14 protein-coding genes and 3 tRNA genes are annotated in these 15,727 nt (G+C 66.3%); 14 read left to right on the top strand and 3 right to left on the bottom strand.

Going from position 1 to position 15,727, the window contains the following annotated elements:
• The first annotated feature begins 7 nt into the window (after positions 1-7).
• Complete coding sequence (locus tag CSC76_RS13735; protein WP_162110561.1) at positions 8-481, top strand: type IV pilin protein; 474 nt, start codon at positions 8-10, stop codon at positions 479-481.
• A gap of 101 nt (positions 482-582) precedes the next feature.
• On the opposite strand, the gene CSC76_RS13730 is transcribed toward CSC76_RS13735, so the two are convergent.
• A tRNA-Asn gene (locus CSC76_RS13730) sits at positions 583-659 on the bottom strand.
• Between the two features lie 113 nt (positions 660-772).
• Positions 773-1,342, bottom strand: a complete 570-nt coding sequence (locus CSC76_RS13725; protein WP_238394979.1) for a GspH/FimT family pseudopilin — start codon at positions 1,340-1,342, stop codon at positions 773-775.
• A gap of 162 nt (positions 1,343-1,504) precedes the next feature.
• Here CSC76_RS13725 and uvrB point away from each other — a divergent pair, with 162 nt between their 5' ends.
• The 13 genes from uvrB (at position 1,505) to CSC76_RS13660 (ending at position 13,574) form a co-directional block, all read left to right on the top strand.
• Entirely contained in the window at positions 1,505-3,526 is a 2,022-nt protein-coding gene (gene uvrB / locus CSC76_RS13720; protein ID WP_162110559.1) for an excinuclease ABC subunit UvrB, read from the top strand.
• A gap of 76 nt (positions 3,527-3,602) precedes the next feature.
• A tRNA-Val gene (locus CSC76_RS13715) sits at positions 3,603-3,677 on the top strand.
• Positions 3,678-3,966: 289 nt separating this feature from the next.
• The gene (gene thrS / locus CSC76_RS13710; protein WP_162110558.1) at positions 3,967-5,874 is read left to right on the top strand and encodes a threonine--tRNA ligase; all 1,908 of its coding nucleotides are present in this window, start codon (positions 3,967-3,969) and stop codon (positions 5,872-5,874) included.
• 47 nt (positions 5,875-5,921) lie between these two features.
• On the top strand, positions 5,922-6,446 hold the full coding sequence (infC, locus tag CSC76_RS13705; protein WP_162110582.1) for a translation initiation factor IF-3: 525 nt from the start codon (positions 5,922-5,924) through the stop codon (positions 6,444-6,446).
• 346 nt (positions 6,447-6,792) lie between these two features.
• On the top strand, positions 6,793-6,990 hold the full coding sequence (gene rpmI / locus CSC76_RS13700) for a 50S ribosomal protein L35 (RefSeq protein WP_162110557.1): 198 nt from the start codon (positions 6,793-6,795) through the stop codon (positions 6,988-6,990).
• A gap of 10 nt (positions 6,991-7,000) precedes the next feature.
• Complete coding sequence (gene rplT / locus CSC76_RS13695; RefSeq protein ID WP_162110556.1) at positions 7,001-7,360, top strand: 50S ribosomal protein L20; 360 nt, start codon at positions 7,001-7,003, stop codon at positions 7,358-7,360.
• 189 nt (positions 7,361-7,549) lie between these two features.
• Positions 7,550-8,545 (top strand): phenylalanine--tRNA ligase subunit alpha, encoded by a 996-nt coding sequence (gene pheS / locus CSC76_RS13690; protein WP_162110555.1) that lies wholly within the window; start codon positions 7,550-7,552, stop codon positions 8,543-8,545.
• Between the two features lie 88 nt (positions 8,546-8,633).
• The gene (gene pheT, locus CSC76_RS13685) at positions 8,634-11,021 is read left to right on the top strand and encodes a phenylalanine--tRNA ligase subunit beta (protein ID WP_162110554.1); all 2,388 of its coding nucleotides are present in this window, start codon (positions 8,634-8,636) and stop codon (positions 11,019-11,021) included.
• Positions 11,022-11,077: 56 nt separating this feature from the next.
• Positions 11,078-11,377, top strand: coding sequence for an integration host factor subunit alpha (locus CSC76_RS13680; RefSeq protein ID WP_055936063.1), 300 nt, complete (start codon positions 11,078-11,080; stop codon positions 11,375-11,377).
• Entirely contained in the window at positions 11,358-11,714 is a 357-nt protein-coding gene (locus CSC76_RS13675) for a MerR family transcriptional regulator (protein ID WP_162110553.1), read from the top strand. Before CSC76_RS13680 ends, CSC76_RS13675 begins: the two co-directional genes overlap by 20 nt.
• An 86-nt stretch (positions 11,715-11,800) precedes the next feature.
• A tRNA-Pro gene (locus tag CSC76_RS13670) sits at positions 11,801-11,877 on the top strand.
• 102 nt (positions 11,878-11,979) lie between these two features.
• On the top strand, positions 11,980-12,450 hold the full coding sequence (locus CSC76_RS13665; RefSeq protein ID WP_162110552.1) for a cupin domain-containing protein: 471 nt from the start codon (positions 11,980-11,982) through the stop codon (positions 12,448-12,450).
• An 89-nt stretch (positions 12,451-12,539) separates the two neighbouring features.
• The gene (locus tag CSC76_RS13660; protein WP_162110551.1) at positions 12,540-13,574 is read left to right on the top strand and encodes a TraB/GumN family protein; all 1,035 of its coding nucleotides are present in this window, start codon (positions 12,540-12,542) and stop codon (positions 13,572-13,574) included.
• A 19-nt stretch (positions 13,575-13,593) separates the two neighbouring features.
• On the opposite strand, the gene dxs is transcribed toward CSC76_RS13660, so the two are convergent.
• The gene (dxs, locus tag CSC76_RS13655) at positions 13,594-15,495 is read right to left on the bottom strand and encodes a 1-deoxy-D-xylulose-5-phosphate synthase (protein ID WP_162110550.1); all 1,902 of its coding nucleotides are present in this window, start codon (positions 15,493-15,495) and stop codon (positions 13,594-13,596) included.
• Between the last annotated feature and the right edge of the window lie 232 nt (positions 15,496-15,727).

Genomic DNA, 15,727 nt, shown 5'->3' with positions numbered 1-15,727 from the left:
CTCTTAGATGCAGACCTTCCATTACAGGCGCGCCTCAGGCGTGACGACCATCACGCGCCATATCGGGGGTTTTACCCTGATCGAGTTACTTATCACGATCGCGATCATGGCGATCCTGGCAACTCTGGCGTACGCCAGTTATGACTCGTTCGTCGTCCGGTCGAGACGCGCTGCTGCAGCGGCCTGTCTTCAGGAACGTGCGCAATTCATGGAGCGTTTCTACACCACCAATCTGTCCTACTTCGATGCTGCCGCCAATGCGGCCCCTGTTCTGGCACAGTGCGATGCCGAGCTGCAGCCGCATTATCAGATTGGCTACCAGGTCACGCCCACTGCGGCATCCCCCCGCGTGTACACGCTGCGTGCGGTCCCCCAGGGTGCACAGGCCACCAAGGACAACGCCCGCTGCGGTACGCTGAGCATCACGCAAGCCGGTGTTCGTGGCAGGACGGGCTCGGCGGCAGTGACCGATTGTTGGTAGGAGCATCGTCTGCATCGCGATGACCCATGGTCAGGCGAACTGCCCGTCCCGGAGAAACAAGAAGGCCCGCATCTGACGACGCGGGCCTTCTGCTTTTCATCTGGCGCCCGAAGTTGGACTCGAACCAACGACCCCCTGATTAACAGTCAAGTGCTCTAACCGGCTGAGCTATTCGGGCGGGGCGCGTATTGTAGCGGGCACGTCGGCGCGGCGGCAAGTCGTTCGGCCTCTCCCGCGCATTTCGCTGGCGGTGGGTGCAGGCTTGGGCGCCAAAGCCTTGATTGGAAAGGTTCAGCCGGGTGGAACGCAGGGTTCGGGTTCGCTGGGGCGGGCGCTGCGGATACGGCCCGCATTGTTGATCACCACCAGTCCGCTGACTTCGCCATCGATGCACAGGCGTACCGTGAGGTTGTTGCCGGAGCTGTAGCCGGTCGGAAGGTAGCGCACCTGCCGCCGGCCCGCCGTGGACAGGAGGCGCAACCCGGGCGCATGGGGCGCGGGCTCGTTGCGGAAGACATCGAAGGTGTCGTCGGGCTGCCGGTTGCCGTCCGGATCCCGGAAGGTCAGCCAGTGCTCGCTCCAGTCGCTGTCCTGCCGGCACATGCCGTCCCCCCGGCTGGGGCATACGACGACCGGGACGTTGTGGGTGATGGCGGTGATGCGGGCCGAGGCGAAATGGGAGGTGAGCAGGTGCAGCGTGGCATCCACCTGGCTGCGTTTCTGCAACGCTCGGAACGAGGGGATGCCCACTGCGGTCAGGATCGCCAGCACGGACATCGCCACGACCAGCTCCAGCAGGGTGACACCCCGATGGCGATGAACCGTCCGCGGGGAATGAGGACAGGGTGAAGACGATGGCATCCTTGCCATGGCGCGGCTCCTTGAATGTTCCGGCGATCCCAGCATCGAGCGCGGGAACGGATCGCGCCATCAGGGCAGTCCCTGTCCTGATGTAGGAAATCCCTGCCGAAGCGATCACGTCCCCGGGGCTATACTCGACGGTCGACTACCGGACGGCCCGCGATGACCGATCGTTTCCAGCTTGTTTCCCCGTATTCGCCCGCGGGCGACCAGCCCCGCGCCATCGAGAAGCTGGTGGAGAACTTCCAGGCGGGCCTGGCCAAGCAGACGCTGCTGGGCGTGACGGGTTCGGGCAAGACCTACACGATCGCCAACGTGGTGCAGCAGATCCAGAAGCCCACCCTCGTGATGGCGCCCAACAAGACGCTGGCTGCGCAGCTGTACGGCGAGTTCAAGGCGTTCTTTCCGCACAACGCGGTCGAGTATTTCGTCAGCTACTATGACTACTACCAGCCGGAAGCCTACGTACCGGCCAGCGATACCTTCATCGAGAAGGACAGCTCGATCAACGAGCACATCGAGCAGATGCGGCTGGCCGCCACCAAGACGCTGCTGTCCAGGCCCGATGCGCTGGTGGTCGCCACCGTGTCGGCGATCTACGGCCTGGGTGCGCCGGAGGACTACCTGTCGCTGCGTCTGATCCTGTCGCTGGGCGAGCGGATCGACCAGCGCGAGCTGATCCGCCACCTGACCCAGTTGCAGTACACCCGCAACGAATACGAACTGCAGCGCGGCACGTTCCGTGTGCGCGGCGAGATCATCGACGTGCATCCGGCGGAAAGCGATGCCGAAGCCCTGCGCATCGAGCTGTTCGATGGCGAGGTCGAGGGCCTCAGCCTGTTCGACCCGCTCACCGGCGAGTCGCTGCGCAAGCTGCAGCGCTACACGGTGTACCCCAAGACCCACTACGCCACCACCCGCGAGCGCGTGCTCGCCGCCATCGACACGATCAAGGTCGAGCTGAAGGACCGGCTGGAGCAGTTGTATGCGCAGAACAAGCTGGTCGAAGCGCAGCGCCTGGCCCAGCGGACGCAGTTCGACGTGGAAATGATGGCGGAGGTCGGCTTCTGCTCGGGCATCGAGAACTACTCGCGCCACCTGACCGGCAAGGCGCCGGGCGAACCGCCGCCGACCCTGTTCGACTACCTGCCGGCCGATGCGTTGCTGGTGATCGACGAATCGCACGTGACCATCCCGCAGATCGGCGCCATGTACAAGGGCGACCGTTCGCGCAAGGAGACACTGGTGGAATTCGGCTTCCGCCTGCCGTCGGCGCTGGACAACCGGCCGTTGCGCTTCGAGGAATGGGAAGCGCGCTCCCCCCGCAGCATCTATGTGTCGGCCACGCCGGGACCTTACGAGCTGCGTGAGTCCAATGGCGAGATCGTCGAACTGGTGGTGCGGCCGACCGGCCTGATCGATCCGGAAGTGGAAATCCGGCCGGTGGGCACGCAGGTGGACGACCTGTTGTCGGAGATCAACCTGCGTGTCTCCTGGGGCGATCGCGTGCTGGTCACCACGCTGACCAAGCGGATGGCCGAAAACCTGACCGAGTATCTGGGCGAGCACGGCATCAAGGTGCGCTACCTGCACTCGGACGTGGACACCGTGGAGCGCGTGGAGATCATCCGCGACCTGCGGCTGGGCAAGTTCGACGTGCTGGTCGGCATCAACCTGCTGCGCGAGGGACTGGACATGCCGGAGGTCTCGTTGGTGGCGATCCTGGATGCGGACAAGGAGGGCTTCCTCCGTTCCACCGGCTCGCTGATCCAGACCATCGGCCGCGCCGCCCGCAACCTCCGGGGCAAGGCGATCCTGTACGCCGACCGCATGACCCGCTCGATGCAGGCGGCCATCGACGAAACGGGTCGGCGCCGCGAGAAGCAGGTGGAGTACAACCTGGAGCACGGCATCACGCCCAAGTCGGTGGCGCGTCCGATCGTGGACATCCTGGAGGGCGCGCGCAGCGAAGCCGCCAACGAGGGCAAGGCCGGGCGGGGCAAGGGGCGGCGCGTGGCCGAGGAGCCTGTGGAGTACGGCGTGATGGAGCCGGCCAAGGCGGTGGCCCGCATCAAGGCGCTGGAACAGCAGATGTACCAGCACGCCCGCGACCTGGAGTTCGAGGACGCCGCGCGCCTGCGCGACCAGATCCAGCGGCTGAAGGAAGCCAGCCTGGGTGGCTGAGCCATCGAGCAGCGCCCCCCGGTTGTCGGCGACCCCGCATCCGGGATAGAATTCGCGCCCCTGCAAAGGGCAGACCGGGCGGTTAGCTCAGCGGTAGAGCACTACCTTGACATGGTAGGGGTCACAGGTTCGAACCCTGTACCGCCCACCACGCTTCCACGGCGTGGATTCCGGACTTCTGGGGCCAGCCCGATGCGCCATCCGTATTCACGAGGTGGCCCGCGGAAACGCCGGCCGAGCGTGCGACATGAGCACTACCATCGCCTGAACCTGGTACTGCCCGAGGCACTGCATCCCGTAGGCGCCCTCGTGGCGCTTTTTTGTTGGCCGCATCGCGGCCACGGGAAGGGGGATTCGGGATTGGGGATTCGCAAGAGCGAATCCGGTCCGGATCCGCCTTCCCCATTCCCGAATCCCCATTTCCGAATCCCGGCATCCACATGATCACCATCACGCTCCCCGACGGCAGCCGCCGCGAGTTCGAGAATCCCGTTTCCGTCATGCAGGTGGCGCAGTCCATCGGCGCGGGCCTGGCCAAGGCCACGGTGGCCGGCGCCGTCGATGGCGTGCTGGTCGATGCCAGCGACGTCATCGACCATGACGCCGCGCTGCGGATCATCACGCCGAAGGACGAGGAGGGTGTGGAGATCATCCGCCACTCCTGCGCGCACCTGGTCGGCCATGCGGTCAAGCAGCTGTACCCGGACGTGAAGATGGTCATCGGTCCGGTGATCGCCGAAGGCTTCTACTACGACATCTACAGCGAGCGCCCGTTCACGCCGGAAGATCTGGCGGCGGTCGAGCAGCGCATGCAGGAACTGATCGCGCAGGACTACGACGTCATCAAGAAGATGACGCCGCGCGCCGAGGTGGTCGAGGTCTTCAAGGCCCGCGGCGAGGAGTACAAGCTGCGCCTGATCGAGGACATGGGCCCCGAAGTCACTGCCATGGGCCTGTACTACCACCAGGAATACGTGGACATGTGCCGAGGCCCGCACGTGCCGAACACGCGCTTCCTGAAGGCCTTCAAGCTGACCCGCATTTCCGGCGCCTACTGGCGCGGCGATGCCAAGAACGAGCAGCTGCAGCGCATCTACGGCACAGCCTGGGCCGACAAGAAGCAGCTGGAGGCCTACATCCAGCGCATCGAGGAGGCCGAGAAGCGCGACCATCGCAAGATCGGCAAGCAGCAGGAGCTGTTCCACCTGCAGGAAGAGGCCCCGGGGCTTGTGTTCTGGCACCCGAAGGGCTGGGCCATCTGGCAGGTGGTCGAGCAGTACATGCGCAAGGTCTACCGCGACAGCGGCTACCAGGAAGTGCGTTGCCCGCAGATCCTCGATGTCGCCTTGTGGAAGAAGTCCGGCCACTGGGACAACTACAAGGAAAACATGTTCTTCAGCGAGTCGGAGAACCGCACCTACGCGGTCAAGCCGATGAACTGCCCGGGCCATGTGCAGGTGTTCAACCAGGGCCTGCACAGCTACCGCGACCTGCCGATCCGCTACGGCGAGTTCGGTGCCTGCCATCGCAACGAACCGTCCGGCGCGCTACACGGCATCCTGCGCGTGCGCGGCTTCACCCAGGACGACGGCCACATCTTCTGCACCGAGGACCAGATCGAGGCCGAGGTCACGGCTTTCCATCAGCAGGCGCTGAAGGTGTACTCGGACTTCGGGTTCGAGGACATCCAGATCAAGATCGCCCTGCGCCCCGAGTCGCGCCTGGGCGACGACGCCACCTGGGACAAGGCCGAGGCCGCCCTCCGTGCCGCCCTGCGCAGCTGCGGAGTGGAATGGCAGGAGTTGCCGGGCGAGGGCGCCTTCTACGGTCCCAAGATCGAGTACCACCTGAAGGACGCCATCGGCCGCACCTGGCAGCTGGGGACCATGCAGGTCGACTTCATGATGCCGGGCCGTCTGGGTGCCGAGTACGTGGACGAGAACAGCCAGCGCCAGCACCCGGTCATGCTGCACCGGGCCATCGTGGGCTCGATGGAGCGGTTCATCGGCATCCTGATCGAGCACCATGCTGGTGCATTCCCGTCCTGGCTGGCCCCCCAGCAGGCCGTGGTGATGAATATCACCGACGCCCAGGCCGATTATGTGGCTGAAGTCAGGAAAACCCTTGCAAATCAAGGTCTCCGGGTGACGGCCGATTTGCGGAACGAGAAAATCGGCTATAAGATTCGCGAGCACACGCTGCAGCGGGTGCCATACCTGCTGGTGGTCGGAGACCGCGAGAAGGAAAATGGCGCCGTCGCCGTACGCACGCGTTCCGGGGAGGATCTGGGCACCATGTCCGTTGCCGCCTTCGCCGAACGTTTGCGGAACGAGCACGCTGTGAACTAGGTTCCGGTCCATCGCGGACCGGTGCACCCCTCCCTGGAGACTGCAACATCAGCACCCCTGACAACAAGCAAAACCGCAAGAACCACGAAATCCGCGTGCCGCGGGTGCGCGTGATCGGTTCCGATGGCGAAATGATCGGCGTGCTCACGCGCGACGAGGCGCTGGCCAAGGCGGAAGACGAAGGACTGGACCTGGTCGAGATCCAGCCCAATGCCGAGCCGCCTGTCTGCAAGATCATGGACTTCGGCAAGTTCAAGTTCGAGATGCAAAAGAAGGCCAACGAGGCCAAGAAGAAGACCAAGCAGGTCGAGATCAAGGAACTGAAGTTCCGTCCGGTCACCGACGAGGGCGACTACCAGATCAAGATGCGCAACATCCGTCGCTTCCTGCAGGAGGGCGACAAGGTCAAGGTGAACATCCGCTTCCGCGGTCGCGAGATGAGCCACCAGGAGCTGGGTCGCGAGATGGCCGCGCGCATCGAGGCCGAACTGGGCGACGAGATCGTCATCGAATCCCGCCCGCGCCTGGAAGGCCGGCAGATGGTCATGATGATCGCCCCCAAGAAGAAGTGATGTCAGCGGCGGAGCCGCAGACGCCACCCGTTCCCCTCGCCCCGCGTGCGGGGAGAGGGCAAAGGGTGAGAGGAAGGCGCCGCAAGGCGCCTTTCGCTTTCCCGCTTCCCTGCTAAGTAGCCGGATTTGCAAGAAAAAACCGCAGCGGGCATAATACGCGGCCCGGTACGCCGGGAGGCTGCTCGCAGCCGATGGACCCGTCGGCGGTTCCTTCATGGAATCAACGGCTTACAAGCCGATATGGGCATGGATGGAAAGACTGGCCTTTGGGTCTTCGCGGCAACCCCGCAAGGCATCGAAAGGGCGGCGCCCGCATCAGTGACATAAACCCGTCAAGGACATAGCAATGCCCAAGATCAAGACCCACCGGGCGGCGGCCAAGCGTTTCCGCAAGACCGCCTCCGGCAAGTTCAAGGCTGGCCACGCCAACCGTAGCCACATCCTCACCAAGAAAGCGACCAAGCGTAAGCGTGGCCTGCGTGCGACGAACATCGTCCGCGCCGAGGACAGCGGCCGTTTGAACCGCATGCTTCCCTACCTCTGAGGATTGAGACATGGCACGAGTTAAGCGTGGCGTGATGGCGCGTCGCCGTCACAAGAAGGTCCTCAACCTGGCCAAGGGCTACTACAACGCCCGTCGCAAGGTGTTCCGCGTCGCCAAGCAGGCGGTCATCAAGGCGCAGCAGTACGCCTACATCGGCCGCAAGCAGAAGAAGCGCAACTTCCGTTCGCTGTGGATCACCCGCATCAATGCGGCCGCCCGCATCAACGGCCTGAGCTACAGCCGCTTCATGAACGGCCTGCTGAAGGCCGGCATCACCCTGGACCGCAAGGTGCTGGCGGACATCGCCGTGCACGATGCGGTGGGTTTTGCGGCCCTGGCTGAAAAGGCGAAGGGCGCACTCGCGGCGTAAGCCGCGTCTCCACCGTACAGAACTCCGGCAGTCCAGCGCCGGGAACACGTGGGGAAGGGCGCGAGTCCTTCCCCATTGTTTTTTGGGGGTTCTGCCTCGTGGGAGCGACGTGAGTCGCGATGGGCCGTCCGGGCCTTCCAGCGCGACTCACGTCGCTCCAACGGGTTGGCGCCCTCTCATGGACATCCAATGAGCGATATCGAATCCCTGTCCAAGCAAGCCCTGGCCGACATCGCGGCAGCACAATCGCCCGATGCGGTGGAACAGCTGCGCGTCGCCCTGCTGGGCAAGAACGGCAGCATCACCACGCAGCTGAAGCAGCTGGGGGCACTGCCCGCCGACCAGCGCAAGGCCGCCGGCGAAGCGATCAATCGCGCGCGCGACGCGATCGGCGAGGCGTTGTCGGTCCGCAAATCCGTGCTGGAAGACGCCGCGCTCGACGCGCGCCTGGCCGGCGAAGCCATCGACGTAACGCTGCCGGGCAGGAACGGCACGCGGGGCGGGCTGCATCCGATCAGCCGCACCCTGGAGCGCATCGCCGACATTTTCGGCCGACTGGGCTACGAGCTGGCCGACGGCCCGGAAATCGAGGACGACTGGCACAACTTCGAGGCGCTGAACTTCCCGCCGCATCACCCGGCGCGCGCCATGCACGACACGTTCTACTTCGGCGATGGCCGCCTGCTGCGCACGCACACCTCCGGCGTGCAGGTGCGTTACATGGACGCCCACCAGCCGCCGCTGCGGATGATCGCGGCGGGCAAGGTCTACCGCAGCGACAGCGACCAGACGCATTCGCCGATGTTCCACCAGGTCGAAGGCCTGCTGGTCGACGAACACTCCACGTTCGCCGACCTCAAGGGCACGCTGGCGGAATTCGTGCGCGCGTTCTTCGAGCGCGATTTCGAGATGCGCTTCCGTCCCAGCTACTTTCCGTTCGTCGAGCCGGGCGCAGAAGTCGACATCGCCTGGCAGCAACCGGACGGCAGCACGCGCTGGCTGGAAGTGCTGGGCTGCGGCATGGTGCATCCGAACGTACTGCGGAACTGCGGCATCGATCCGGAGCGTTACACCGGCTTCGCATTCGGCCTGGGCGTGGAACGCTTCGCGATGCTGCGATACGGCGTCAACGACCTGCGCGCGTTCTTCGAGAACGATGTGCGGTTCCTGAAGCAGTTCGCGTAGCGCGAACTTCAGTCCGCCGCTGTTCCGGCATCACGACACCCGACACATGGCAATGGCGGGCCCAGGCCCGCCCTACGGTAACGAGACGATGAAATTTTCCGAGAATTGGCTGCGCAGCCACGTGCCCACCCAGACCACCCGCGATGAGCTGGCGGCCACGCTGACCGCGATAGGCCTGGAAGTCGAAGAGGTCGCCGCGTTGGGCGACGGGCTGGCGAACGTCGTGGTCGCGCGCATCGTCGAATGCGCGAAGCATCCGGAAGCCGATCGTCTGCAGGTCTGCCAGGTGGATGCGGGGCAAAGCGGCCTGCTGCAGATCGTCTGCGGCGCGCCGAACGCGCGCCCGGGCCTGATGGCGCCCATGGCCATCGCGGGCGCCAACGTCGGCGGCATCGCCATCAAGGCGGCCAAACTTCGGGGCGTGGAGTCGAACGGCATGTTGTGCTCGGCCAAGGAACTGGGCATCGATGCCGATGCGTCCGGCCTGCTCGAGCTGCCCTCCGACGCACCCGTCGGTACGCCGGTTGCCGACTATCTCGGCCTGCCCGACGCCAGCATCGAGATCAAGCTGACGCCGAACCGCGCCGACTGCTTCAGCGTGCGGGGTATCGCGTACGACGTAGCCGCATCGCTGGGCAGCGAGGTGAAGCCGCTGGACGCCGCGCCCGTGCCGGCGCAGAGACCGGTGACGATGGACGTCGCGCTGGAGGCCGGTGCGAAGGTGCCGCGCCTTGCCGGCCGCGTGATCGAAGGCGTCGACGCGCAGGCGGCCACGCCCATCCGGATGGCCGAGCGCCTGCGCCGCAGCGGCGTGCGTCCGATCAGCTTCCTGGTGGACGTCACCCAGTACGTGATGCTCGAACTGGGCCAGCCCATGCATGCCTTCGATCGCGACACGTTGACCGGGCCGGTCGTCGGGCGTCCCGCACGGGCGGACGAGCAGGCCACGCTCTTGGACGGCCGTCCCGTGGCGCTGGACGACGATTTCCTGGTGGTGTCCGACAGCCGCGATGGCCGCGCCTCGCGCGCCGTCGCACTGGGCGGCATCATGGGCGGCCTCGACACCCGCGTGACCGATGCGACGAAGAACGTCTTCCTGGAAGCCGCACACTGGATCCCGTCGGCCATCATCGGCCGCAGCCGCAGGCTGGGCCTGCATACCGATGCCGGCCACCGTTTCGAGCGCGGCGTCGACCCCGAACTGCCGCGCGTAGCGGTGGAGTACGCGACCCGCCTGATCCTCGACGTCGCCGGCGGCACGCCGGGCCCGACGACGGTGGTCGAGCATGCCGAGCATCTGCCCGTTCCTACGGCGATCCGCCTGCGCCGCGCACGCATCGCCCGCGTGCTGGGCGTGGACATCGCGGACGCCGAGATCGAGCGCATCCTGCGCGCGCTGGGCCTGCAGGCGGCGGCGGTCGCCGATGGCTGGAGTGTGGTGCCGCCGACCCGTCGCTTCGACATCGCGATCGAAGAAGACCTGATCGAGGGGCTGGCCCGCATCCACGGCTACGCCCGCGTGCCCACCACGCTGCCCGGTGGCGCGACGCGCATCGCCTCGCCCAGCGAGACGCGCGTGGAGGCCGGGGTGGTGCGTCGCCAGCTGGCCGCGCGCGACTATCTGGAAACGGTGAACTTCGCGTTCGTCGACGCGCAGTGGCTGGCGCACTGGCAGGTGGCCGACGGGGCCGTTCCGCTGGCCAACCCGCTGAGTGCCGAACTGGCCGTCATGCGCACGGCGCTGCTGCCCGGCGTGGTGGCCGCCCTGCAGCGCAACGTGGCGCGCCAGGCGGGGCGCGTGCGCCTGTTCGAGATCGGCAACGTGTTCCAGGCCGAGGTCGGCACCGCGCCACGCGAAACCGTCCGCCTTGCTGCCGCGGTGGCGGGTGGAGCGGCGGCCGAACAGTGGGGCCAGCCGGCCCGCAAGGTGGACTTCCACGATCTGAAGGGCGACCTGGAAAGCGTCGCCGCGCTGTCCGGCGCCCAGCTGGAGTTCCGGCCCTCGCTCGCGTCCCACGGACATCCGGGCCGTTCGGCCGATGTCTACCGCGACAACCAGAAGGTGGGCTGGATCGGGCAGCTGCACCCCCGTCTGCAGCGTGCGCTGGACCTGGACGCGGAGGTGATCGCGTTCGAAGTGGACCTGGCGCCCCTGAGCGCCCGCGCGCTGCCGCGGGCCGGCGACCTGTCGCGCTATCCGTCCGTCCGCCGGGATCTTGCGTTCGTCGTCGCCGATACGGTGCCGTGGGCGCAGATCGCGGCCACGGCGCGTACCGCCGCGGGCCCGCTGCTGCGGGACGTCCAGCTGTTCGACCGGTACGTCGGGCAGGGGGTCGAATCCGGTCAAAAGAGTCTCGCTATGGGCTTGATTTTGCAGGACAACTCACGCACTCTCACCGACACCGACGTGGCGCAGGTCGTGGCGCAGGTCGTGGCAGCCATCGCCGACGCGCATGGCGCGAAGGTGCGCGGATGATCGGCATGAAGACAGTGGCGTGGCCGGCGACGGCCGCAATGGGGAAGCAGTAGTCCATGGCATTGACGAAGGCGGAGATGGCCGAACGTCTGTTCGACGAGGTCGGCCTGAACAAGCGCGAGGCGAAGGAATTCGTCGACGCCTACTTCGACGTCCTGCGCGAAGCCCTGGAACAGGGTCGGCAGGTGAAGCTGTCGGGCTTCGGCAACTTCGACCTGCGGCGCAAGAACCAGCGCCCGGGCCGCAATCCGAAGACCGGCGAGGAAATCCCGATCTCGGCGCGGACGGTGGTGACCTTCCGGCCGGGCCAGAAACTCAAGGAGCGGGTGGAAACGTATGCTGGATCCGGGCAGTAACCGCGAGCTTCCGCCGATCCCGGCCAAGCGCTACTTCACCATCGGTGAGCTCAGCGAGCTGTGCGACGTCAAGCCGCATGTGCTGCGCTACTGGGAAACGGAGTTCCCCAGCCTGGAGCCGGCCAAGCGCCGCGGTAACCGCCGGTACTACCAGCGCCATGACGTGCTGATGGTCCGCCAGATCCGCAGCCTGCTGTACGAACAGGGCTATACCATCGGCGGCGCCCGCCTGCGCCTGGAAGGCGAGGGCGCCAAGCAGGAAGCCGCGCTGAGCCACCAGATCGTGCGCCAGGTGCGCATGGAACTGGAAGAAATCCTGCAGTTGTTGCGGCGGTGACGCATGACGGCGCTCCTGCTGGGAGTCGCCGGCGAATTCCGGCTATAATGCGCGGCCCGTCGCAAGGCGGGCCGATCCGCGAGATTCGGGGCGTAGCGCAGCCTGGTAGCGCATCTGCCTGGGGGGCAGAGGGTCGTCGGTTCAAATCCGGCCGTCCCGACCAATCGCGGTTCGACATCAAGCCTGCGCTCACGCGTGGGCTTTTTTGTGCCCGGCGCGCGCGCCCGGCGACGGCGGGCCCGCCGCCCTGCATACAGGAACGCCCATGCATCCAAGAGCCGAAGAGCTGATCCGCACCCTGCAGCTGGCGCCGCATCCCGAGGGTGGCCACTTCCGCCGGGTATACGAATCGGCCAAGCGCACCGAAGTGAATGGGATCGAGCGGCCGACGCTGACGGCCATCAAGTTCCTGTTGCCGGCCGACGTGACGACACGCTGGCACCGGGTGGATGCCACCGAGGTCTGGGACTGGCACGAAGGCAGCCCGTTGGAGCTGTCGATGTTCGATCCCGAGCAGCGCACGCTGACCCGGGTGCAACTGGATACCTCCGCCCGGGGAGGCCAGGCCAACCAGGTGGTGCCCGCGGGCATCTGGCAAAGCGCGCGTTCACTCGGCGAGTACACGCTGGTGGATTGCTCGGTGTCCCCGGGCTTCAGCTGGCAGGGCTTCGAGCTGATGCAGAGCGGCAGCGAGGTCGCGCGCACGCTGCGCGATGCGGGCGGCAAGGTCGCCTGAACGGAAACCCCCTCGGCCGCTACACGCTGCGCGCCGTCCGTCTTTCCCAAAGGCAAACTTCCGCGATCCTTCCGCTTGGAGTCGCCGCGATGCGTTTGTCGTTCTACGGCATGTTGTCGCTGTCGTTGCTGGTCGCGTGGGCCCCCGCACGTGCACAGGATGTTCCGGAGAGCGAACCGGTGCCGCCGGTGGCCGGGACCGGCGTGATCGACATGGAGGCGGTGGTCGTCGCCGGCGTGCAGCCGGGGCCCGGCCTGTGGAAGGTGCGCCAGGGCGACCATCTGCTTTACGTGCTCGGCACGCAGTCGCCGCTGCCGAAGAACATCCCCTGGCGCTCCGATGAGGTCGACCAGGTGCTGCAACTCGCGGACGAGGTACTGGCCTCGCCCGGCATCAGCGTCGGTACCGATATCGGCTTCTTCCGTGGACTCACGCTGCTGCCTTCCGCGATGAAGGCCTCCAAGAACCCGGATGGACAGAAGCTGCAGGACGTCCTGCCGCCCGCGTTGTACGCCCGCTGGGCCGTGCTGAAGCAGCGCTACGTGGGACGTGACGGAGGCATCGAGAAGAAGCGTCCGCTGATTGCGGCGTTCCAGCTTTACTCAGAAGCCTTGTCGGACTCGGGCCTGCGCGAGGGCGGCGTCATCAATCCCGTGATCGATGCCGTGTTGAAGCGGCGCAAGATGAAGCGCACGCCGACGGTGCTGAACATCAAACTGGACGATCCGCGTGCGGCGCTGGCGGATTTCCGCAAGGAAACCCTCAAGCCCGAGGATCTCGCCTGTTTCAGCAAGACGCTCGATGTCATCGAGGGCGATCTGCCGCACGTGGCGGCGCGTGCCAATGCCTGGGCGGTGGGGGACTGGCCGGCGTTGCGATCCGGGGCGCGGCAGGACTGGCAGCAGGCCTGCGAGCTGGCCTGGTTCAACACCGAGACGGCGCGCAAGCGCGGCATTTCCGACGTGGAAGCGCGCATGCAGGCGCGCTGGATGGAGGTCGCCGAAGGCGCGCTGCAGAAGAACCGGATCACCTTCGCCACCGTACCGGTATGGCAGCTGGTCAAGCCCGGCGGTTATCTCGCGGCGCTGCAGGCCAAGGGATACGAGGTGGAAGCGCCGGAGTGATCCGGCGCCTTCGCGGGACTCAGCCTGCCGCGGTCTTCGGGACCACGGCCAGTGGCGGCCAGCGCTTGAGCACACTGCCGCGGATGCCGGCCGCGTCGATGCCGGCTTCGGCCAGCAGGTCCTCGCGGCTGGCGTGGTGCTGGAATTCGTCCGGCAGGCCCAGATGCAGCACGGGCAGGGTGATGCCTTCGGCATTGAGCAGTTCGGACACGCCGGAGCCTGCACCGCCCATCACCACGTTGTCCTCGATGGTGACGAAGCCCTGGTGATTCCTCGCCAGGTCAAGCAGCAGGTCGCGGTCCAGCGGTTTCACGAAACGCATGTTCACCACGGTCAGGCCCAGCTCGCGGCCCACCTGTTCGGCGGCGGCGCCGGTCGAGCCGAAGGCCAGCAGCGCCACGCGCGTGCCACGCACGCGCAGGTCCGCCTTGCCGATCGGCAGCGTGTCCAGGTTTGATTCGATCGCCACGCCGGGGCCGGTGCCGCGCGGATAGCGCACGGCGGCCGGGCCGTTGAAATGGTAGCCCGTGCTCAGCATCTGCCGGCACTCGTTTTCGTCGGCCGGGGCCATCACCACCATGTGCGGCACGCAGCGCAGGTAGCTCAGGTCCAGGTTGCCGGCATGCGTGGCGCCGTCGGGGCCGACCACGCCGCCGCGATCGATCGCGAACAGCACGTCGAGTTGCTGGATGGCCACGTCGTGCACCAGCTGGTCGTAACCGCGCTGCAGGAACGTCGAGTAGATCGCGACCACCGGCTTGCTGCCTTCGCAGGCCATGCCCGCCGCCAGGGTCACCGCATGCTGTTCCGCGATGGCGACGTCGAAGTAGCGGTCGGGATACTCCCTGCTGAAGCGCACCAGGCCGGAACCTTCGCGCATCGCCGGCGTGATGCCCAGCAGCTTCGGTTCGGTGGCGGCCATGTCGCACAGCCAGTCGCTGAAGATGTCGGTGTAGGTCGGCTTCTTCGCGCCGCCCTTGCTGACCAGGCCCTTCTCGGGATCGAACGGGCCCACCGCGTGGTAACCGATCTGGTCGCCCTCGGCCAGCTCGTAGCCCTTGCCCTTGGTGGTCAGGATGTGGAGCAGCTGCGGACCCTTGAGGGTCTTCAGCGTCTTCAGCGCGCCCACGAGCGCGTCGACATCGTGGCCGTCGATCGGTCCCGTGTAGTGGAAGCCCATCTGTTCGAACAACGTGGACGGCACGAACATGCCCTTCCAGTGCTCTTCCCAGCGGCGCATGAAGCGGGCCGGCGGTTTCTTCTTGTCGCCAAGCAGCTTCTTGCCGCCCTCGCGCAGCGCGTTGAGCGTGCGACTGCTGCTCAGCCGGCCCAGCATCTTGGTCAGACCGCCGACGTTCTCGGAGATCGACATCTGGTTGTCGTTGAGGATCACCAGCAGGTTGGGTTCGGGTTCCATGCCGCCGGCATGGTTGAGCGCTTCGAACGCCATGCCGGCCGTCATCGCGCCGTCGCCGATCACCGCCACCACCTTGCGGTCGTCGCCCTGCTGCGCCAGCGCGATGGCCATGCCCAGCGCGGCGGAGATCGAGGTGGAGGAATGCCCCACGCCGAAGGTGTCGTACTCGCTTTCCTCGCGCTTGGGGAACGGCGCCACGCCGTCCTTCTGCTTGACCGTATGAATCGTGTCGCGGCGGCCGGTGAGGATCTTGTGCGGATAGCACTGGTGGCCGACATCCCACACGAGCCGGTCGTGCGGCGTCTCGTACAGGTAGTGCAGCGCCACGGTCAGCTCGATGACGCCCAGTCCGGCGCCGAAGTGGCCACCGCTGCGGCCCACCGACTCGATCAGGTAGCCGCGCAGCTCCTCGGCGATGGCGGGCAGTTCGGACTCGTCGAACTGGCGCAGGTCGGCCGGGATCTGGATCCGGGACAGGCGGGGATAGCGGGCGGCGTCGATCATCGGGCTGGTATTGGTCTGGCCCGCTATTTTCCCCCTCTTGTGTGAAGCGGGGCAAGCAAAGGGGTGAAGTGGGTGGAAAAACGCCCACAACATGCGCCGGCTAGGTGTGATCTCTCGGTAGGTTGTTCATCCGGGGCATCTCTGGAAGATGGGGGTTGCGAAGCCAACCCAGCCCCCAGGAGCCCCGGATGAACCTGCATAAACATGCCCGTTTGAGCCCGCGCGGTCGAGC

The sequence above is a fragment of the Pseudoxanthomonas mexicana genome (genome assembly GCF_010093385.1).
GTDB lineage: Bacteria > Pseudomonadota > Gammaproteobacteria > Xanthomonadales > Xanthomonadaceae > Pseudoxanthomonas_A > Pseudoxanthomonas_A mexicana.
This window is presented reverse-complemented; position numbering and strand designations above follow the sequence as displayed.